This is a genomic window from Segniliparus rotundus DSM 44985, from assembly GCF_000092825.1.
Lineage (GTDB): Bacteria > Actinomycetota > Actinomycetes > Mycobacteriales > Mycobacteriaceae > Segniliparus > Segniliparus rotundus.
This window is the reverse complement of sequence record NC_014168.1, coordinates 2,708,153-2,726,437: the sequence shown is the minus strand read 5'-3', so window position 1 is coordinate 2,726,437 and position 18,285 is coordinate 2,708,153. Positions and strand designations below refer to the sequence as shown.

Here is an 18,285-nt window from a genome sequence, read left to right as displayed (position 1 = left end):
CGATCACAGCTCGAGCGGCGCGAACGCGCCGTCCGGCCCGGGCCGGTAGGGGCGCGCGCCCCGCACCGCCGCGCAGGGCAACGGCCCGTAGAGATGCGGGAAGAGGCTGCCGTCGGCCGCTGGCGGCACGCCCTGTTCCCATCGGATCGGGGCTTCGATTCGGCCAGGTTCCACGAGCAGCAGGACCAAGTCGTCCCGTCCGGCATAGAGAAGATTCGCCGGGACGTGGACTTGGCGCGGCGCCGAAAGATGGATGAAGCCGACTTCTTCGAGCGAGGGCGGCGTGTGGGCGCTGCTGGCTTGGGCGGCGAGCCATTCTGCTTCGCCGCAGATGTGGGCGAGCAGTTCGCAGTGGTGTGCGGCCATGGTTCGAGCATGCCACCGCTCGGGCTCCGCCGCGCGCGGCGCGGCGACCGGCGCGCCAACCAGAGCGGAAAAGACCCTATGCTGTGCCCATGCCCGTTCGTGACCTCCCCGTGGACGAGGCATTCATGCGCGAGGCCATCGCTGTTTCCCGGCTGGCGCGCGGGCGCACCAGCCCCAACCCGCCGGTCGGCGCCGTTCTGGTGAGCCCGGACGGGCAGATCGTCGGGCGGGGGGCGACCAGGCCTCCAGGGCAGGAGCACGCCGAGGTCGTCGCGCTCGCCCAGGCGGGGGAGCGGGCTCGGGGAGCGACGGCGTACGTCACGTTGGAGCCGTGCAACCATGTGGGCCGCACCGGGCCGTGCGCCCGCGCGCTCGTCGACGCGGGGGTGGCGGCGGTCGTGTGCGCGGTCCCGGACCCGAACCAGCGTTCGGGGGGCGGCGCGAAGACGCTCGAAGCGGCGGGCGTCGGGGTTCGCGTCGGGGTGTTGGCGCACGAAGCGCGCACAGGCCCGTTGCGCGAGTGGCTGCACGCGCAGCGCACCGGCCGCCCGCATGTGACGTGGAAGTTCGCCGCGACGTTGGACGGCAGGTCGGCCGCGCGAGACGGGTCCAGCCAGTGGATCACCGGGCCGCAAATCCGAAAATCTGTTCATGCGGTCCGAGCGGAGCTCGACGCGATCATCGTCGGCACCGGCACCGCGCTCGCCGACGATCCTTGGCTCACCGCGCGTCTGCCGGACGGCTCGCTCGCCCCGCGTCAGCCGACCCGTGTCGTGGTCGGCATGACCGAGCTTCCCCGAGGGGCCAGGGTGCTGGACGGCTCGGCGCCGACGGTCCTCGCCAAAACCCGCGACCCGGCCGAAGCGCTCGCGATGCTCGGCGACGCGGTGCATGTGTTGCTCGAAGGGGGCCCGACCCTCGCGGCGGCGTTCCTGCGAGCAGGGCTGGTGGACCTCGTGCAGGCCCATATCGCCCCGGTGCTGCTCGGGGCGGGCCCTGCGGCGCTGGGAGACTTGGGGATCGCGACTCTTGCGGACGCGCTGAGATTCACGGTCGAGGAAGTGCGGCAAGTGGGTCGCGACGTCCTGGTCCAGCTCGCCCCGGGACAAGGGTATCCTTGAGAGATGTTTACTGGCCTCGTTGAAGAGCTCGGCGAGGTGGCCTGGCTCAATCCGAGCGGCGACGCCGCGCAGCTCGCCATTCGAGCCCGGGTCGTGGTCGACGGCCTGGGCCATGGCGACTCGATCGCGGTGAACGGCGTGTGCCTCACCGTGGTCGAACAGCCGGAGCCGGGAATGTTCGTGGTGGACGCGATGGGCGAGACGTTGCGCCACACCAGTGTCGGCGCGCTCGCGCCGGGCTCCCTCGTGCATTTGGAGCGGGCGCTCGCCCTCGGCGACAGGCTCGGCGGGCACCTGGTGCAGGGCCACGTCGACGGCACCGGCCGGGTGCTCAGCCACACCAAGGGCGAACAGTGGGATGTGGTGCGGATCAGCCTGCCCGAGGAGCTGCGCAAATATGTCGCCCACAAGGGTTCGATCACTGTGGACGGGGTTTCTCTCACCGTGAGCGCCATCGGCGGCCCGGAGCAGGACGGGTCCGCCGACAACGAAGGCATAACGTGGTTTGAGGTGTCGCTCATCCCGGAGACCATCCGGGCCACGACGCTTGGCCGTCACGCCACGGGCGACGTGGTGAACTTGGAGGTTGATGTGATCGCGAAATACGTCGAGAGACTGACCCTGGGGGTGGGCCGATGAGCGGTTTCGACTCCATCGAGCGAGCGATCAAAGACATCGCCGACGGCAAGGCCGTCGTGGTGGTGGACGACGAGGAGCGGGAGAACGAGGGCGACCTCACGTTCGCCGCGGAGAAGGCGACCTCCGAGCTGGTGGCGTTCATGATCCGGCACACCTCCGGCTACCTGTGCGTGCCGATGGAGGAAGAGGACTGCGACCGGCTCGACCTCCCGCCGATGTACACGGTGAACCAGGACCGCCGAGGCACGGCCTACACGGTGACCGTGGACGCGAAGGACGGCGTGGGGACCGGCATCTCCGCCAAGGACCGAGCCCACACCATCCGACTGCTCGCCGACCCCCGGACGAAGTCCGCCGATCTCACCCGGCCAGGGCACATGGTGCCGCTGCGCGCGAAACCGGGCGGCGTGATGCGCAGGCCGGGGCACACCGAGGCGGCCGTGGACTTGGCCCGCCTCGCCGGGCTGCGCCCTGTCGGCGTCATCTGCGAGATCGTGAGCACCAAAGACGAAGAGCATATGGCCAAAGGCGACGAGCTGCGAGTCTTCGCCGAGGAGCACAACCTCGCCCGCGTCTCGATCGCGGACCTCATCCGCTACCGCAGGCGCTACGAGAAGCATGTGCGCCGCGAGGCGCAGGCGCGGCTGCCGACCCGCCACGGCGTGTTCCAGTCGATCGGGTACTCCTGCGCGTACGAGGACGCGGAGCATGTGGCCATGGTCTTCGGCGACATCGGGGACGGCGAGGACGTGTTGGTGCGCGTGCACTCGGAATGCTTGACCGGCGACGTGTTCGGCAGCCTGCGCTGCGACTGCGGCCCGCAGCTGGACGCGGCCATGGAGATCATCGCCGCAGAAGGCAGGGGCGTCGTGCTCTATATGCGCGGGCATGAGGGCCGGGGCATCGGGCTGCTCCACAAACTCCGCGCGTACGAGCTGCAAGACGGGGGCGCGGACACGGTGGACGCGAACCTGCAGCTCGGGCTGCCCGCCGACTCCCGGGACTACGGCGTGGGCGCGCAGATCCTCGTTGATTTGGGGATTCGGTCGATGCGGCTGCTCACGAACAACCCCGCCAAACGGGTCGGCTTGGACGGTTATGGGCTCACCATCCACGACCGGGTGCCCATGCCCATGCGGGCGAATGCGGAGAATCTTCGCTATTTGCAGACCAAACGCGACCGGATGGGCCATGAGCTGGAAGGTTTGGAGGAGTCTGTGTTCGGGGAGGAACTCGCGTGAGCGCTGGCGAGCACGCCCCTGGATTGGCGTTGGCCGCTGACGCGACCGGGCTTTCCCTGGGGATTGTCGCTGCGAACTGGCACTTGGACATCGTGGACGCGCTGCTTGCGGGCGCGTTGCGGGTCGCCGAGCGGGCCGGGGTCAAAACCGAAGTCGTCCGCGCCCCAGGGGCGTTGGAGCTGCCGGTCCTCGCGCAAGCGCTCGCGGAGGACAACGACGCCGTGGTCGCCCTCGGCGTCGTGGTGCGCGGCGAGACCGCGCATTTCGACTACGTGTGGCAGACGGTCGCGCAGGGGTTGTTGCGGGCCAGCCTCGATTCCCGCACGCCGATCACGCACGGGGTCCTCACCACGGAGACCCGCGAGCAAGCGCTGAACCGCGCCGGACTGCCAGGCTCCGCCGAGGACAAGGGCGGCGAGGCGGCGGCGGCGGCTGTCAACGCGGCGCTCGAGTTGCGCACGATCCGATCCTCATGAGCGGAGCCGAACGCCCCCGCCTGGTCATTCGGCCAAGGAAGATGCGCTTGCTGGCCTGGGTTGCCGCCGTGGCGCTGCTCGTGGTGCATGTGGCTGTCGGCGTGCTCCTGCGGATCTCCGAGACCGGCGTGTACTTCCGAATCTCGGACCAAGTGGCTCTGGTGGTGCTCGGGTTGATTTTCGCAGGGCTCGCCCTGCTGTTCATCCGGCCGAGAGTCCGCGTGCTCGACGCCGGGCTCGGGGTCCGCAACCTTTTCGCCGAGACGCTCGTGCCGTGGGACCACGTGCTCGCCATCTCGTTCCCGGAGACGTCGTCGTGGGCACGGGTCGACGTCCCGGACGACGAGTACGTGCCGATGATGGCTCTTTCGGCGATGGACGGGCAACGCGCCCTTGACTCCATTCGCTCGCTGCGCGCCGCGGTGGACGAGCACGCCGGATCGGCGCCGCGTTAGTCCCGCGCACTACACTCGTCATATGGCCGAAGATTCGCCACCGGCAGCGCCGCCATTGCATCCGATCATCGCGGCACGGCGCTCCGCGCGCCTGCTCGACCCCGCCGGGCATGTGTCTCGCGAGCAGGTGAACGTCTTGCTCGAAGCTGCTCGGTGGGCCCCCACGTGGGGCAGGCGCCAGCCAGTGCGTTTTCTCGTCGGATTACGCGACGCAGAAGGCGCGGATGAGACGTTCGGGAAGCTGCAGGCGATCTTGAGCAGAGGAAATCAGTCGTGGGCTCCAGCGGCAGGGGCGTTGGTGCTGCTTGCCTCGGCTGCGACTGGCGCGCCGGACGAAGTGGCGTACGCCCCCGTGGACCTTGGCTTGGCGCTCGGGCAGCTCGTGCTCCAGGCTGTCGCAGATGGGTTGGTGGCGCATCCGATGGCGGGATTCGACAAAGAAGCGGCTCGAACTGCGTTCGGGATTCCGGTCGAGTTCGAGCCGCTCGTGGTGGTCGCCGTCGGGGTGGCAGCCACAGAGTCCGCCGGGGCGGACCCTGGTCTTGTCGCAAAAGAAAATGCCCCGCGCGAACGCCGCCCCCTTTCGGAGGTGGCGTTCGCCGGGCAATGGGGTTGTCCTTTGTAGTTTTTCGGTTTAGTGCTCGTCGTAGTGGTCGCCGTGCTTGGCGTGCCGATGGCCGTCGTGCAGGTAGTCGACGTGGTCGCCGTGCTGGACGGCCTCATGGCCGCAGTCCGGGCCGTGCTCGTGGTCGTGCTCAGTGTGGATATCGTGCGGAGCAGTCATACTCGCATCCTTCCCTTGGGGTTCTTTATACTGACAATGCATATATTAGCATATGTATATATCTGCTGATATCGCAGACCAAGATCCTTCTTCCAGGAACGCGAGAGGGATTTTTCAGGCCGAGGGCTGCGTCTGCGCCGTCACCTGCCGGATGAAACCGGCGATGTTGCCGATGGCCCGACGGGCGTCGGGGTTCAGGTCCGGCAGAGCCTGGAAAACATGTATTTGGCCGTGCCAGATCTCAAGCCGGGTCCGCACCCCCGCCTCGGCCAGACGGTCGGCGAGATAGGTCGAGTCCCGGAACAAAAGCTCTGCCGCGCTCACTTGGACGAGCGTCGGCGGCAGTCCGGCGAGGTCCCCGTCCGCCGGATTCGCCAGCGCGAGCGGACCAAGCGGGGCGATCAGCTTCTGCACGACCAGTTGCGCTTGGCGCCACGGGATGAGCACTTCGCTCGAGCGGTCTTCCCCGCGCAGCGACCGGCGCAAGTCGAGCCACGGGGCGATGGCGACCAGGCCCGCGGGCAAGGGCAGTCCTGCGTCGCGCAGCGCCTGAGCGGTGGCGAGCGTGAGATAGCCGCCCGCGGAGTCGCCCGCGATGACGACCTTCTTCGGATCGAAGCCGTCGTCGAGCATTTGGCGGTACACGTTGACGCAATCGTCCAGGATCTCGGTGAAGGGGATCTGCGGCAGCATCCGGTAGTCGGGAGCCAGGACTGTCGCCCCGCAGTCCTGCGCGAGCTGTCCGACGAGCCGCCGATGCGTGCTCGGGCCGCAGATCACGAACGCGCCGCCGTGCAGGTACAGCACGGTCGTGCCGCTCGGCCGCGTCGGGACGCTCTGCTCCACGGGCACGCCCCGGATGGTGAGCGCGCTCCGTGCGACGCCTCGGGGTGAGGGGATCCACGCAGAGGCGAGCTGCAGGACGCGGCGGGCGCCGCTATGCCACAGCTGCGCCCGATGCCCGACGGGGGCCCATTCCTCAAGCAAGGCCAAGCCCGACAAGAGTTGTGCCAGCAAGGGCCGCACCGCGTATCGCAGCACGAAGTTGATCCGCTGCGCGGATGTGCTCGGCGGGCTGAAGCGTTCGACGCTGGAGCCGGTGTCACGCATGGCTGTGGGTTTTCGCCTGTGCAGACTTTTCCACGGGCGGGGCGCCGGTCGCCGACCAGATGAACTCGGCGATGTTGGCGAGCGCCTGCCGCGATTCTGGGACCAAGCTTCCTGCGAGCTGGAAGACGTGCATCACACCATCCCAGACCTGGAGTTTCACCGGGACGCCTGCGTCGGCGAGGGCTTCGGCCAGACGGACTGCGTGCGGATAGAGCACTTCGTCGGCGCTCACTTGGACGAGCGTCGGCGGCAGCCCGGCGAGGTCGCGGTCGGTGGGGCTGGTCAGCGCGGCGGGTCCCAAGGGGGCGACGATGCGGCTGACGATGTTGTATATCCACAACCGGGGGATCAGGTGTTCTGTGGAGGGCCACTCCGTGGGCGCGAGCCCTGTGCGCAGGTCCAGCGCCGGCGCGAGCGCGACGAGGCCCGCGGGCGACGGCAGCCCCGCCGCGTTCACCGCTTGCGCGGTGGCGACAGTGAGGTAGCCGCCTGCGGAGTCGCCCGCGAAGACAATGCTCTTCGGATCCGCGCCGTCCGCCAAAAGCTGCCGGTACACGGCAAGGCCGTCGTCGACGATCTGGGTGAAGGGGATCTGCGGCGGCATGCGGTAGTCGAGCGAGAGCACGGCCGCGCCGGACTCGCGGACCAGCGCCGTGGCCAGCAGGCGGTGCGAGGACGGGCTGCCGATGACGAAACCGCCGCCGTGGAAGTAGAGCACGGTGGCCGCCGCCGCGCCGTGTGGCGTGTAATGCTCGGCGGTGACGCCTCGGATCTTCACCCGGCTGCACGAGACGGAGCCGGGGATGGGGACCGCCGCCCGCAGCAGCACGTCCAGGCCCCGTCGCCAGAGCGGGTACGGGGAAATTTTTTCGAACGGGGCCGGAGCCCACTCGTGCAGGGCTTCGGCGATGAAAGCCGCAGCCCAGATGACCGGTTTCACCACAAGGCGCGCGATCATGTTCTCGGCTTTCGCCTGCCAGCTCGGCAGGCCAAATCGTTCGTTCGCAAAGGGCTCGCTGCTCACGTGTGAAGCCTTTCGGGCTCGGCCGCTCCGCCGTTCCGGGCGGCGCCTCGTCATCATCCGGTATGCGTGTTCTCTGTCGATATCCATGTTATTCGGTGGTGCGTGGCAGGCGTGCCCTGGGGGTTGTTCGGCCGCGGCGACGCCGGGCCGGATGGTGGCCGTCGCGCGGGGTCCGATATAGTTCGGGAGATGTTGCGCACGCTTCTCCTTCCCCGCCGTGCCGGGTTCTAGCTGACCAGCTGCCTGGCACGGGGATGCCGCGCTGGTCGTTGAACTTTTCCGCGAATGATCGAATCACCGATCACGTTCAGACAATTTGACGCTTCCCGACTGTTTTTGGAGAACCCGCTATGACGACCACCCCTGCTGCGACAACAGGCGCTCCTCGTCCCGCTCGGCCTTCGGCCGCCCCGGACGGGCCGCCCGCGCCCGGACAGCCCGCCTTCAACCCGCAGCGCGGGTCGGGCATGCCCGTCCACCGGTACCGCAGCTTCGCGAACGAGGTCGAGCGGGTCAGTCTGCCCGACCGCACGTGGCCGGACAAGAGTTTCGAGCGCGCGCCGCTGTGGTGCGCGGTGGACCTGCGCGACGGGAACCAGGCTCTGGTCGACCCGATGAGCCCCGCCCGCAAGCGCAGGATGTTCGACCTGCTCGTCGCCATGGGGTACAAGGAGATCGAGGTCGGTTTCCCCGCTGCGAGCCAAACCGACTACACCTTTGTGCGCGAGCTCGTCGAGGACGGGGCGGTCCCCGACGATGTGACGATCCAGGTGCTCGTCCAGTGCCGGGCAGACCTGATCCCCCGCACTTTCCAGGCGTGCGCCGGCGCGAAGAGCGTGATCGTGCACTTCTACAACTCGACTTCCATCCTGCAGCGCAGGGTTGTGTTCAACGCCGACAAGGCCGCGATCGTCAAGATCGCCACCGACGCGGCGCGGCTGGTGATCGAGGAGTCGGCGAAATACCCCGACACGGACTGGCGCTTCCAATACTCGCCCGAGTCGTACACCGGCACGGAGCTGTCCTTCGCGAAGGAGATCTGCGAGGCGGTCGTCGACGTGGTCGACCCGACCCCCGAGCGGCCGATCATCCTGAATCTCCCCGCGACCGTGGAGATGGCCACCCCGAACGTCTACGCGGACTCCATCGAGTGGATGCACCGCAATCTCGCGCGGCGCGACTCGATCATCCTGTCCCTGCATCCGCACAACGACCGGGGCGAGGGCGTGGCGGCGGCCGAGCTGGGCTACCTCGCCGGGGCCGACCGCGTCGAGGGCTGCCTTTTCGGCAACGGCGAACGCACCGGCAACGTGTGCTTGGTGACTTTGGGGCTGAACCTGCTCACGCAGGGCGTGGACCCGCAGATCGACTTCTCGGACATCGACGCGATCCGCCGCACGGTGGAGTACTGCAACCAGATGCCTGTCTCTGAGCGCCATCCCTATGGCGGCGACCTGGTGTACACCGCGTTCTCGGGCAGTCACCAAGACGCGATCAACAAAGGCATGGACGCGCTGGCCGCCGCCGCGCAGGCGCAGGGGATCGCGATCTCGGACGCCCTGTGGGAGGTGCCCTACCTGCCGATCGACCCCAAGGACGTCGGGCGCAACTACGAAGCGGTGATCCGGGTGAACTCCCAATCCGGCAAGGGCGGCGTGGCGTACATCCTCAAGCACGACCACGGCATGGCGCTGCCGAGGCGGTTGCAGATCGAATTCTCCCGGGCCGTGCAGTCCGTCGCCGACTCGGAAGGCGGCGAGCTGACCTCCAAGGAGCTGTGGGACCTGTTCGTGGAGGAGTACTTCCAATTCCGCAGTCCGCTCGAGCGCATCAGCCAGGACATTCGCGCCGCCGCCACCGACGACGGCGTCGACCAGGTCACCGCGGTGGTGAAATTCCACGACGTCGAACGGGAAATCAAGGGTGAGGGCAATGGGCCGCTCGACGCCTTCGCGAGCGCGTTGGCCGGGCTCGGCGTCGAAGTGGCAGTGCTGGATTACTCCGAGCACGCGCTGACTTCGGGCACGGACGCGCAGGCCGTCGCGTACGTCGAGTGCCGGGTGGACGGCACGACGGTGTGGGGGGTCGGAGTCGCCACTTCGATCACCACGGCCTCGCTGCGGGCGGTGGTGAGCGCCGTGAACCGCGCTGTGCGCTGAAAGCGCCCGGCGGGGCCTCGGCCCAGTGTCTCTGATTGTGGCCGCCCCGATCCTTGGGGGCGCTGCTGTGGGAGCCCGCAGCGGCGCGGCTAGAATTTTTCTCCACAAAGGATTTCTTGACAATCGCCAAGCGAGGGGTGTTATGCCGTACGGGTTGTTCAGCCTCCTTCTGTTGGGGCTGCTGATTTTCTGTCTTGCGGACGCCATCACGCGAGACGACTCGCAGGTGCGCCACCTGCCGAAGCTGCTTTGGATCTTCCTCATCGTCCTCATGCCGCTGGTCGGCTCGGTTCTCTGGCTCGCCATCGGCCGCCCCCCGCTGCGGCCCCGCGCCACCCACTGCGCCGAAGACGAGCGGCCCGGCAGATTCGCGCCCAGCGACCCCGCTGAGGAAGAGGAGTTCCTGCGCCGATGCCGAGAGCGCGCCGAGCAGCAGCGGCGGATCGGCAAAGAGATTCTGCGGGCGCAGCGGGCCGAACAGCAGCGGGCCGCGTCGAAGCCGGGCGAGCCCGACTCGCCGCAGCCCGACGACGACGGCTCGAGCACAAGGCCGTGAGCGGCGCGTGAACGTCGGAGCCGGGAACAAGCAGGCTCCTGGCCCTGTTGCACAAGGCATGCTCGGCGATCGCGCGCAACTGACCGAAGGACCGGCGGAATGCTGGTAAAGTCACGGCTGTGACTGGCGGTCAGCAGCTTTGCAAAGGTCTCACCGTCCGGGGCCGTGCCGCTCTCGCCCTCGGCGCGGCTGCCGCGTGGGCTTCGCGCACGGCTGGACGCGGCGAGGGCTCCGTGATCGGCGGCCGCATCACCGGCCGCATCGCTCCTTCGATCCTCTCCCAGCTCGCGGCCGGCAAGCGCACAGTGCTGGTGACCGGCACGAATGGCAAGTCCACCACGACCCGGATGATTGTTTCCGCGCTCGCCGAACTCGGCGAGGTGTCCACGAACTCCCAAGGCTCCAACATGGACGCCGGGTTGATCGCGGCCCTCGCGGCTGGCCGAAAAGCCCCCTACGCGGTGCTCGAAGTCGACGAGCTGCATCTCGCCGCAGTCGCCAAAGCCGTCCAACCTGCCGTGGTGGTGCTGTTGAACCTGAGCCGCGACCAGCTCGACCGGGTGGGGGAGATCGGCAAAGTCGAGCGGAGCCTGCGCGTCGGACTGGCCGGCCTTCCCGAGACGGTCGTGATCGCGAACTGCGACGACGTGCTGGTGACCTCGGTCGCCTACGACGCTCCGAACGTGGTGTGGGTCGCTGCGGGCGGCACCTGGCAAGGCGACTCGGTGAGCTGCCCTCGGACAGGGACTCGGATCGCCAGGACCGGGGAAAAGTGGGCCTGCTCGACCGGGACGTTCGCAAAGCCAGAACCCCAGTGGTTGTTGCGCGGCGACGATCTGCGCGGCCCCTCGGGCCTGCGATTGCCGATGCGCCTGCAATTGCCCGGCGCGGTGAACCGGGGCAATGCCGCCCAAGCGGTGGCGGCGGCTGTGGCGTTGGGCGCGGACCCGGCGCGTGCCTTGCGTGAGATCTCCGAGCTCAAAGAAGTCGGCGGCCGCTATGGAGTGCACGACGTCGCCGGACGGGCGGTGCGCACGCTGCTCGCCAAGAATCCCGCCGGTTGGCAAGAGGCGCTGAGCATGGTCGAAGCCGACTCGGTGGTCATCGCGGTGAACGGCAGGGTCGCCGACGGCGGCGACTTGTCCTGGTTGTGGGACGTCCCGTTCGAGAAGCTGCGCGGCAAGAAAGTCGTGGCCTCGGGCGAGCGGGCCGCCGACCTCTCGGTGCGGCTCGACTACGCCGGGGTGGCGCATGAGTTCTGCCGCAATCCGTTCGACGCGCTCACCTCGTCCCCGGTCGGACGGGTGGATGTGGTCGCCAACTACACGGCCTTTATGGAGTTGAAGCGTTATTACGAGAAATGGTCGGGCGAAGCGGACGCACGGATGCTCGCGCATGTGTGAGCATCCGGGCGGCGACCCTCGCCGAACGCGTCTGAGCGGCATTGGCCGGGGCGGCGGATTGCCCCGCGCCAGGAGCGGTGCTTCTCGATGAGCCCCGCCGAACCCCGTCAGGAAGTCTTGCGCATCGGGTTGGTCCTGCCCGACGTGATGGGCACATATGGCGATAGCGGCAACGCGACAGTGCTGGAGCAACGGGCGACGTTGCGCGGCATCCCCGCCGAGGTCGTGACCATCACCCTGGACGATCCGGTGCCGGACAGCCTGGACATTTACACGATCGGCGGGGCGGAAGACGCCGCCCAGCGCCTCGCCACCGAGCATTTGCTCGCGCACCAAGGGCTGCAACGCGCCGCCGCCAAAGGGGCGCCGGTGCTGGCCATCTGCGCGGCGCTCCAGGTCCTGGGCGAATGGTACGAGCTGGCGGAGGGCACGAAGATCGCTGGAGTCGGGCTGCTCGACGTCACCACGCGCGGGCGGTCCGGGGCGCGCAGCATCGGTGAAGTGGTGCTCGAACCTCGCCTTGCAGGCCTGTCCGAACCGATCACTGGATTTGAGAACCACGGCGGCGCGAGCTCGCTCGGCCCCGCGTGCCAGCCTCTGGGCGCGGTCAAGGCGGGCGACGGCAACGCCGCGGGCGAGCCGGTCGAGGGCGCAGTCCAAGGATCAGTCGTCTCGACCTACCTGCACGGCCCAGTGCTCGCGCGAAACCCTCAGCTCGCGGACCTGCTCTTGGCCCGCGCGCTGGGCGTCCCGATGCAAGAGCTCGCGCCGCTGGACTTGCCCAGCGTCCGGCTTTTGCGAGAAGAGAGATTCGCCGCCCCCAGGCGGGGGTGAGCTTGTTGCGCGCGAAACCGGAGCGCGGTGACGTCGCGCGCGCCGCTGATGGCCGGCTGCGGCTCTTTGCGCCCCGGTTTCGTTCCTGCTTCGTCTCAGCGGGTCCTTGTGGGCCAGGAGCCAGCCCGTTACACTGAAAAAGTGACGCACATCATATAACTCGCGTATTGCCTGCGATCACAGTTCTGCGATTTCCAAATCGGCACAAAGGAGTGTGGAAACCATGAACGACACCTTGGCAACCCCCATCGTCGTCGGCGTCGATGGTTCATGGTCGGCGAACCGCGCCCTGATGTGGGCGGCGGACGAGGCTTCACGGCTCCAACTGCCACTGCTGGTCATGCATTCGGTCGATTTCCCCGCCTCCAGCTCCAGCGCTGGCGTGGACCTGGACGGGTCTCTGGTGTGGAGCGTGCAGGCCGACGGCGAGCGGCTTTTGCGACAAGCTCGCGACAAGGTCCGAGAGCGGTACCCAGACCTGCCTGTTGAACTGCGACTGGAAAACTTGAGCCCAGTCGCCGGGCTCGCGCAGGTCTCCTGCGGCGCGCGGATGGTTGTGCTGGGGTCCAGCGGGAAAGGCGCGCTGCGGGGCGCGCTGGTCGGATCGAACGCGGTGGGCGTGCTGCACCGGGCGCGTTGCCCGGTCGCTGTGATACGGGGCGAGGAGCCGGACTCGTCCGTTCCCGGCCCGGTGCTCGTCGGCGTGGACGGCTCCGCGGCCAGCGACCTCGCCGTCAAATTGGCCTTCGACGAGGCCGCGTGGCGCGGGGCCGATGTGCTCGCCGCGCACGCGCGCACCGAGCATCTGGCCGTGTCCGCGGGCGCCTCCGCGTGTGCGTTGCCGATGGATTGGGACAGGGCAGGGGAGGGCGAGGAGCAGATGCTCGCCGAGAAGATCGGCTTCTGGCAGGAGCGGTACCCAGCAGTGAAAGTGCGCAAGGTCTTCTCGTTCGCGCGCCCCAAGCGCTGGCTGCTCGAACTGGCCAAAGGCGCGCAGCTCGTGGTCGTGGGGACCAGAGGCCGGGGCGAGCTCGCGTCCACCTTCCTCGGCTCCACAAGCCAAGCCATGGTGTACCACTCGCCCTGCCCGCTGTTGATCGCGCGGGAAGACCGAAAGGTCTCCTAACGCCGGAACCTATCCCGCAACTGCGGGTCGTTCTCCCACCACAGGCCAGAAGCGGCGCGCGGCTCGGTCGTTTCGAGGCTGTCGAGGTCGGTGTCGGTCTGCTTTTCGACCTGGCGCTCCTCGCCACGCAACGACTGCAGCACCGCGAACAGGAACGGCACGCCGACCACGTCGCCGAGGATCCAGATGATCCCGGCCCCGACCACTTGGTCCAACCGCATCGAGGGGCCCCATGCGCGCGCGGCGTAATGGGCTGGAGCGAGGACGGGGCCGAGCCAGAGCACCAGTCCGAGAACGCCATCCCCGATGACTTCGGCCGCTGTGAGCAGCAATGTGATGAGCTGCGGATATTTCTTCGGCGTCGGATCGTTTTGCAGTCTGCTGTCAAAGTAGCCGAAGCCGGTCGCGACGACGAGCAGCCGGGTCGCCTGGTCCACGGCGGCGTGCTCGAGCAACGCGGGATACCAGGCGGTGGTGTAGACCAGCCACGGAAGGGCGAGGATCGAGGCTGCGGCGCACAGGGGATGGGTGAGCAGCCGCGCCGCCCCAGAGGCGAGCGCCTGGTCGAACCGGGCTTGGCCGGCCTCGCCGAGCGCCGAGCGCAATGCGGTGAACGGCATTGCCAGAGCGAGCAGGAAGGGCACGACGAGCAGGAGCAGCACAAACTGCAAGGCCCGGACCCAGAAGAGCGTGTCCGCGTCGACACCGAGGAAACTGACCGCGGTCAGCGCCCACAGCGCAAGTCCGGCGAAGAAACTCATGCGCCGCGCAGGCGGGACGGCGCTGCCCCGAGCGCAGCGCCAGTAGCCCAAGCCCAGGGCGGCGACGACGATCAGCGTCGGCGCGTCCAACAGCCATGACGAGAGCGCCGTCGCCGAGGTGAGCGGTGCGGTGACGATCCGCGCGGGGAGCATCACACCACTGTACGAACGCGCCGCGCAGACGATCAGTTGCGCTGCGCGTGCAACACCGAGAGGATCTCGTCTTTGAGCTCCATGCGGCAGATCAACAGGTCCGGCAGGTAGGTGTCCGGCCCGTTGTAGCGCAACGGCGCGCCGGAGAGGCGCGAACACCAGAGCCCGGCGGCGAGCGCCACCCCCACAGGGGCGGCGGAGTCCCATTGGTGCTGGCCGCCAGCGTGGACATACGCGTCGGCTTCGCCTTCGACCACGGCCATCGCCTTCACGCCTGCCGAGTTCGCCTGCACGAGTTGCAAGTGCAACCGTTTCGCGACGAGCAGCGCCTCGAACGGCGTGCGGCCCCGGCTCGCGATGAGCCGCCCCGTGAGCAAACCTGTCGCCTTCGGCACTGTGTCGGATTGGAAAACTTTCCCGCGCGGCGGCAACGACACGGCGGCCGCCGTGGGCTCGCCGTGCTCCACCAACGCGATGTGCACGGCCCAATCCTGTCCTCGGCGGCGGAACTCGCTGGTCCCGTCCAAGGGGTCGATGATCCACACGCGGCGCGCTTTCAGCCGGGCGGCGCTGTCCCTGGCCTCTTCGGACAGGACCGCGTCCAACGGCTTGCGCACGCCCAGCACACGGGCGATGAACTCTTGGGCGAGCAGATCGCCCGCGTCGCCGAGGTCGTGCCCCTCGAGCAGGGCCGAGCGTTGGACTCCGAGGAGGATCTGGCCTGTGTCGCGGGCAAGCTGCGCCGCGAACTCCGCATCGCTTGTCACCAGGTGCGTCCTCTCGTGTTCCTCTGTTCCGGCATAGTAGTGCAATCGCTGGCAGAGCGGGAGAAAACCGAGTGGGCTGGGCAGAACGGGCTGCGGGCGCTGCCGCGTTCGCTCACCGGGCGCTCGCCGCGTGGTTCAGTCCGGCCATGTCGAATCCCGACCAGAAGCGCCGGTGCTGTGCGCGCGGGTCGGACTGGGCCGTCTCGCGGGGTCCGAGCAGCAGGGTCTGCCGGTCCTCAGCCCGATACGCGGGCCATGCGTCGCCGGGCGTGCCTGTTTGGGCGAACGCGAGCCAGCGCCGCCGCAGGTTCGCGGAGGCGTGCGCCAGCTCGGCGCGCTCCTCGCGTCCGCTGAGCGCCAGCACGGCGGGCGCGGGCCCCTCGGCGGGCCCGAAGCAGGCGAGCAGCTCGATCCCGTGCGTTGCCCCGAACCCCAGCAGGCGGGTCAGTCTGCTCGACCACTCGTAGCGGTACATGTACGTCGGGGCGAGACGGGACTGCCCTTCGGCGAGCGCGACAGAGGGGATCCAATAGCGCAAATCCCCGCCCAGCGAGATGGCGGACGAGCGTCGCTTCGGCAGTCCTGGGTAGAGCTCGTCGGCCCCCGCCGCCCGCGTCGGGTCGCAACGGGCCAAGGCCGTGCGCAGATCCGTCGCCTCGGCGGCGAGGCCGCCCCATTTCAGCTGGACGATCACATCGTCTTTGTTCGTGCCGACGATCACCGGAACGGGATGCGTCCGGCCTGCGCTGAAGGCTTCGAGGACGCGTTCGGGCAGGAAAGCCCCGTCCACCATGGGCGCGATGTGCCGGGCGCCTGGCCTGCGCGCGGGGACGAGTTTGCCGAGTTTGGCCACAGCGCCCACAAGCTCCTCCTGCCTCGCGCGGGTCAGGGCGAGCTGCGCCTCGCCCGGCTGCGCCCCGAGCGCTTCGAGGAACATCCGCGCGTACAATTCGCCGTCCGCTTTGTCCAGCACAGCGCCTGCCGGCGGGCTGTGCAGGATCGCTTTGGCGAACAGGCCGCGCGCCTCAGGCACGGCGAGGAGCGTGGCGACCGCGTTGGCCCCGGAGGACTGCCCCCAGACGGTCACATTGCCGGGGTCGCCGCCGAACGACCCGATGTTCTCCTGGACCCAGCGCAATGCCGCCAGTTGGTCCTTGGTCCCCAGGTTCGAGTCGAACGGCCGTTTCCCCGTGCTGAACTCGTCGAAATGCACATAGCCGAACGGGCCGAGCCGGAACCCGACCGTCACCAGCACCGCGTCCGAGCCGTCCAGCAGGTGCCCGCCGCCGCGTTCCGGGTAGAACGAGTCGCCGATGAGGTTCAGCCCGCCGTGGAAGAACACGAGCACGGGCCTGCGCGCGGAGCCATCGTCGCGCGCGGTGACGTTGAGGTACAAGCAATCCTCGTCGGCGGGGGTTTTCGACGGCGGGGAGAGGATTCCGAACGAGGGCTGGGGGCAGCGCGGGCCGAACGCGGTCGCGTCGCGCTCCCCTTGCCACGGCTTCGGCGGCTGTGGGTCCCGAAAGCGCAACTCGTCCACAGGGGGCTGCGCGTACGGCACGCCGCGGAAGCGCACGAGGCCGCCGTCCCGCGACCCCCGGAGGACTCCCTGCGCGACCGTGCGCCGGATCGGCTCCGCGGCGCTCATCGGCGCTGCGCCCGGTACCAGTCGAGGAGGGCTTGGGTCGAAGAGTCGTCCACCGGCTCCGGGTTCTGCGCGACCAGCGGCCCCACGAGCGCTTTGGCTTGGGCCTTGCCCAGTTCCACGCCCCATTGGTCGAAGGAGTTGACTCCCCAGACGGCGCCTTCCACGAAGACCTGGTGCTCGTAGAGGGCGATCAGTTGGCCGAGGACGGCTGGGGTGAGCTTCGGCGCGAAGATCGACGTGCTCGGCCGGTTGCCGGGCATCACTTTGTGGGGGGCGATTGCAGCCGGGACGCCTTCGGCGAGGATTTCCTCCAGCGTCTTGCCGAACGCGAGCACTTTGGACTGGGCCAAGAAATTCGAGATGAGCAGGTCGTGCATGCTCGCGGCGCTGCCGTCGGCCGCTTTCTCCTCGCTGGGCAGGTCTTCGGCGGGATGGGCGAACGCGATGAAATCGGCGGGGATCAACCGGGTGCCTTGGTGCAGCAACTGGTAGAAGGCGTGCTGCCCGTTCGTCCCCGGCTCGCCCCAGAAGATCTCGCCGGTGTCTGCGCTGACAGCAAGGCCCGAGAGCGTCGTGGATTTGCCGTTGGACTCCATCGTGAGCTGCTGCAGATACGCGGGGAAGCGCCGCAGGTCTTGCGCGTAGGGGAGGACGGCGCGGGACTGCGCGCCGTGGAAGTTCGAGTACCAGACGCCGAGCAGGCCGAGGATGATCGGCGCGTTCCGCTGCGCAGGGGTGTTCAGGAAGTGCTCGTCCACCACCCGCGCGCCCGCGAGGAATTCGGCGAAGCGCTCTTTGCCGATGACCGCCATGACCGAGAGGCCGATGGCGGACCAGACCGAGTAGCGCCCGCCGACCCAGTCCCAGAACTCGAACATGTTGTTCGGGTCGATGCCGAATTCGCTCACGCCCTCGGTGTTCGTGGACAGGGCGACGAAGTGTTTCGCCACGGCCTCCTCGCCTGCCCCGAGCTTTTCCAGGAGCCACGCGCGGGCGGCGCGCGCGTTGGTGAGCGTCTCCAAGGTGGTGAAGGTCTTGGAGGCGACGATGAACAGCGTTGTCGCGGGGTCGAGGTCGGCGAGGTTCGCGACGAGGTCGGCGGGGTCGATGTTCGAGACGAACCGGGCGGCTATCCCGCCGTCCGCGTAGTGGCGCAACGCCACATCTGCCATCGCTGGCCCGAGGTCCGAGCCGCCGATGCCGATGTTGACCACTGTGGTGATGCGCTCGCCGGTCGCGCCGCGCCAGGTCCCGTTGCGCAGCGAGTCGGTGAACGCCCCCATTTTGTCCAGCACGTCATGGACCTGGGCGACCACATTTGCGCCGTCCAGGGTGACCGAAGCGCCTTTCGGCGCGCGCAGGGCCGTGTGCAGCACGGCGCGGCCTTCGGTGGTGTTGATGGTGTCCCCGGCGAACATCGCGTCGCGGCGCTGCTCGACGCCCGCGGCGGCGGCGAGCCGGTTGAGCAGCGCGAAGGTTTCCCGTGTCGCGCGGTGCTTGCTGTAGTCGACGCGCAGGTCGCCGACGGTCACCACAAGGTCCTCGCCCCGGTTCGGGTCTTGGGCGAAAATCTCCCGAAGATGGGTTTCCCCGAGCTGCTGCGCGTGCTCGGCGAGGCGGGACCATTCGGCGCTGTGCGTGATGCTCATGAGGCCACCTTAT

At 68.5% G+C, this 18,285-nt stretch carries 19 protein-coding genes; 11 read left to right on the top strand and 8 right to left on the bottom strand.

Annotation, left to right across the window (positions count from 1 at the left end; translation table 11 throughout):
• Window positions 1-3: 3 nt before the first annotated feature.
• On the bottom strand, window positions 4-366 hold the full coding sequence (locus tag SROT_RS13280) for a DUF952 domain-containing protein (RefSeq protein ID WP_013139536.1): 363 nt from the start codon (window positions 364-366) through the stop codon (window positions 4-6).
• Between the two features lie 89 nt (window positions 367-455).
• On the opposite strand from SROT_RS13280, the gene ribD reads away from it, so the two are divergent.
• The 6 genes from ribD to SROT_RS13250 are packed head-to-tail and all read left to right on the top strand — an operon-like array spanning window position 456 to window position 4,923.
• Complete coding sequence (gene ribD / locus SROT_RS13275; protein ID WP_013139535.1) at window positions 456-1,487, top strand: bifunctional diaminohydroxyphosphoribosylaminopyrimidine deaminase/5-amino-6-(5-phosphoribosylamino)uracil reductase RibD; 1,032 nt, start codon at window positions 456-458, stop codon at window positions 1,485-1,487.
• 3 nt (window positions 1,488-1,490) lie between these two features.
• Entirely contained in the window at window positions 1,491-2,126 is a 636-nt protein-coding gene (locus SROT_RS13270) for a riboflavin synthase (RefSeq protein ID WP_013139534.1), read from the top strand.
• Window positions 2,123-3,367 carry a bifunctional 3,4-dihydroxy-2-butanone-4-phosphate synthase/GTP cyclohydrolase II gene (locus SROT_RS13265; protein ID WP_013139533.1) on the top strand — a complete coding sequence of 415 codons (1,245 nt, stop codon included), beginning with the start codon at window positions 2,123-2,125 and terminating at the stop codon, window positions 3,365-3,367. Before SROT_RS13270 ends, SROT_RS13265 begins: the two co-directional genes overlap by 4 nt.
• Complete coding sequence (ribH, locus tag SROT_RS13260) at window positions 3,364-3,843, top strand: 6,7-dimethyl-8-ribityllumazine synthase (protein ID WP_013139532.1); 480 nt, start codon at window positions 3,364-3,366, stop codon at window positions 3,841-3,843. Before SROT_RS13265 ends, ribH begins: the two co-directional genes overlap by 4 nt.
• Window positions 3,840-4,298 (top strand): PH domain-containing protein, encoded by a 459-nt coding sequence (locus SROT_RS13255; protein ID WP_013139531.1) that lies wholly within the window; start codon window positions 3,840-3,842, stop codon window positions 4,296-4,298. The genes ribH and SROT_RS13255 overlap by 4 nt, the downstream gene beginning before the upstream one ends.
• A gap of 22 nt (window positions 4,299-4,320) precedes the next feature.
• Window positions 4,321-4,923 carry a nitroreductase family protein gene (locus tag SROT_RS13250; protein WP_013139530.1) on the top strand — a complete coding sequence of 201 codons (603 nt, stop codon included), beginning with the start codon at window positions 4,321-4,323 and terminating at the stop codon, window positions 4,921-4,923.
• Between the two features lie 9 nt (window positions 4,924-4,932).
• Here SROT_RS13250 and SROT_RS13245 read toward each other — a convergent pair whose 3' ends face one another.
• The 3 genes from SROT_RS13245 to SROT_RS13235 form a co-directional block, all read right to left on the bottom strand.
• On the bottom strand, window positions 4,933-5,082 hold the full coding sequence (locus SROT_RS13245) for a hypothetical protein (protein WP_013139529.1): 150 nt from the start codon (window positions 5,080-5,082) through the stop codon (window positions 4,933-4,935).
• Between the two features lie 114 nt (window positions 5,083-5,196).
• On the bottom strand, window positions 5,197-6,192 hold the full coding sequence (locus SROT_RS13240; RefSeq protein ID WP_013139528.1) for an alpha/beta hydrolase: 996 nt from the start codon (window positions 6,190-6,192) through the stop codon (window positions 5,197-5,199).
• The gene (locus SROT_RS13235; protein ID WP_013139527.1) at window positions 6,185-7,216 is read right to left on the bottom strand and encodes an alpha/beta hydrolase; all 1,032 of its coding nucleotides are present in this window, start codon (window positions 7,214-7,216) and stop codon (window positions 6,185-6,187) included. The genes SROT_RS13240 and SROT_RS13235 overlap by 8 nt, the downstream gene beginning before the upstream one ends.
• A 350-nt stretch (window positions 7,217-7,566) precedes the next feature.
• On the opposite strand from SROT_RS13235, the gene leuA reads away from it, so the two are divergent.
• The 5 genes from leuA to SROT_RS13210 all read left to right on the top strand — a co-directional run bounded on the left by leuA (window position 7,567) and on the right by SROT_RS13210 (window position 13,294).
• A complete protein-coding gene (gene leuA, locus SROT_RS13230) occupies window positions 7,567-9,375 on the top strand; it encodes a 2-isopropylmalate synthase (RefSeq protein WP_013139526.1) in 1,809 nt (602 codons plus the stop codon).
• A 142-nt stretch (window positions 9,376-9,517) separates the two neighbouring features.
• The gene (locus SROT_RS13225; RefSeq protein ID WP_013139525.1) at window positions 9,518-9,931 is read left to right on the top strand and encodes a PLD nuclease N-terminal domain-containing protein; all 414 of its coding nucleotides are present in this window, start codon (window positions 9,518-9,520) and stop codon (window positions 9,929-9,931) included.
• A 119-nt stretch (window positions 9,932-10,050) separates the two neighbouring features.
• Window positions 10,051-11,334 carry a Mur ligase family protein gene (locus SROT_RS13220; RefSeq protein ID WP_013139524.1) on the top strand — a complete coding sequence of 428 codons (1,284 nt, stop codon included), beginning with the start codon at window positions 10,051-10,053 and terminating at the stop codon, window positions 11,332-11,334.
• Between the two features lie 87 nt (window positions 11,335-11,421).
• Window positions 11,422-12,168 carry a type 1 glutamine amidotransferase gene (locus SROT_RS13215; RefSeq protein WP_013139523.1) on the top strand — a complete coding sequence of 249 codons (747 nt, stop codon included), beginning with the start codon at window positions 11,422-11,424 and terminating at the stop codon, window positions 12,166-12,168.
• Between the two features lie 223 nt (window positions 12,169-12,391).
• Entirely contained in the window at window positions 12,392-13,294 is a 903-nt protein-coding gene (locus tag SROT_RS13210) for a universal stress protein (protein ID WP_013139522.1), read from the top strand.
• Here the strand turns inward: SROT_RS13210 and SROT_RS13205 are convergent.
• The 4 genes from SROT_RS13205 to pgi form a co-directional block, all read right to left on the bottom strand.
• Window positions 13,291-14,208: a cytochrome c oxidase assembly protein gene (locus SROT_RS13205; RefSeq protein WP_013139521.1), complete on the bottom strand. Its 918-nt coding sequence runs from the start codon at window positions 14,206-14,208 to the stop codon at window positions 13,291-13,293. The two genes, SROT_RS13210 and SROT_RS13205, sit on opposite strands and share 4 nt — an antisense overlap.
• 32 nt (window positions 14,209-14,240) lie before the next feature.
• A complete protein-coding gene (locus tag SROT_RS13200; protein WP_013139520.1) occupies window positions 14,241-14,975 on the bottom strand; it encodes a 3'(2'),5'-bisphosphate nucleotidase CysQ in 735 nt (244 codons plus the stop codon).
• A 112-nt stretch (window positions 14,976-15,087) separates the two neighbouring features.
• A complete protein-coding gene (locus tag SROT_RS13195) occupies window positions 15,088-16,623 on the bottom strand; it encodes a carboxylesterase/lipase family protein (protein WP_013139519.1) in 1,536 nt (511 codons plus the stop codon).
• A complete protein-coding gene (gene pgi, locus SROT_RS13190) occupies window positions 16,620-18,272 on the bottom strand; it encodes a glucose-6-phosphate isomerase (RefSeq protein ID WP_013139518.1) in 1,653 nt (550 codons plus the stop codon). The genes SROT_RS13195 and pgi overlap by 4 nt, the downstream gene beginning before the upstream one ends.
• Between the last annotated feature and the right edge of the window lie 13 nt (window positions 18,273-18,285).

Coding starts and splice junctions, on each gene's coding strand:
- SROT_RS13255 (WP_013139531.1), top strand. CDS start 3,840: ATGAGCGGAGCCGAACGCCCCCGCCTGGTCATTCGGCCAAGGAAGATG.
- SROT_RS13265 (WP_013139533.1), top strand. CDS start 2,123: ATGAGCGGTTTCGACTCCATCGAGCGAGCGATCAAAGACATCGCCGAC.
- SROT_RS13270 (WP_013139534.1), top strand. CDS start 1,491: ATGTTTACTGGCCTCGTTGAAGAGCTCGGCGAGGTGGCCTGGCTCAAT.
- SROT_RS13240 (WP_013139528.1), bottom strand. CDS start 6,192: ATGCGTGACACCGGCTCCAGCGTCGAACGCTTCAGCCCGCCGAGCACA.
- SROT_RS13215 (WP_013139523.1), top strand. CDS start 11,422: ATGAGCCCCGCCGAACCCCGTCAGGAAGTCTTGCGCATCGGGTTGGTC.
- SROT_RS13250 (WP_013139530.1), top strand. CDS start 4,321: ATGGCCGAAGATTCGCCACCGGCAGCGCCGCCATTGCATCCGATCATC.
- SROT_RS13195 (WP_013139519.1), bottom strand. CDS start 16,623: ATGAGCGCCGCGGAGCCGATCCGGCGCACGGTCGCGCAGGGAGTCCTC.
- SROT_RS13225 (WP_013139525.1), top strand. CDS start 9,518: ATGCCGTACGGGTTGTTCAGCCTCCTTCTGTTGGGGCTGCTGATTTTC.
- leuA (WP_013139526.1), top strand. CDS start 7,567: ATGACGACCACCCCTGCTGCGACAACAGGCGCTCCTCGTCCCGCTCGG.
- ribD (WP_013139535.1), top strand. CDS start 456: ATGCCCGTTCGTGACCTCCCCGTGGACGAGGCATTCATGCGCGAGGCC.
- SROT_RS13280 (WP_013139536.1), bottom strand. CDS start 366: ATGGCCGCACACCACTGCGAACTGCTCGCCCACATCTGCGGCGAAGCA.
- pgi (WP_013139518.1), bottom strand. CDS start 18,272: ATGAGCATCACGCACAGCGCCGAATGGTCCCGCCTCGCCGAGCACGCG.
- SROT_RS13205 (WP_013139521.1), bottom strand. CDS start 14,208: ATGCTCCCCGCGCGGATCGTCACCGCACCGCTCACCTCGGCGACGGCG.
- SROT_RS13245 (WP_013139529.1), bottom strand. CDS start 5,082: ATGACTGCTCCGCACGATATCCACACTGAGCACGACCACGAGCACGGC.
- SROT_RS13210 (WP_013139522.1), top strand. CDS start 12,392: ATGAACGACACCTTGGCAACCCCCATCGTCGTCGGCGTCGATGGTTCA.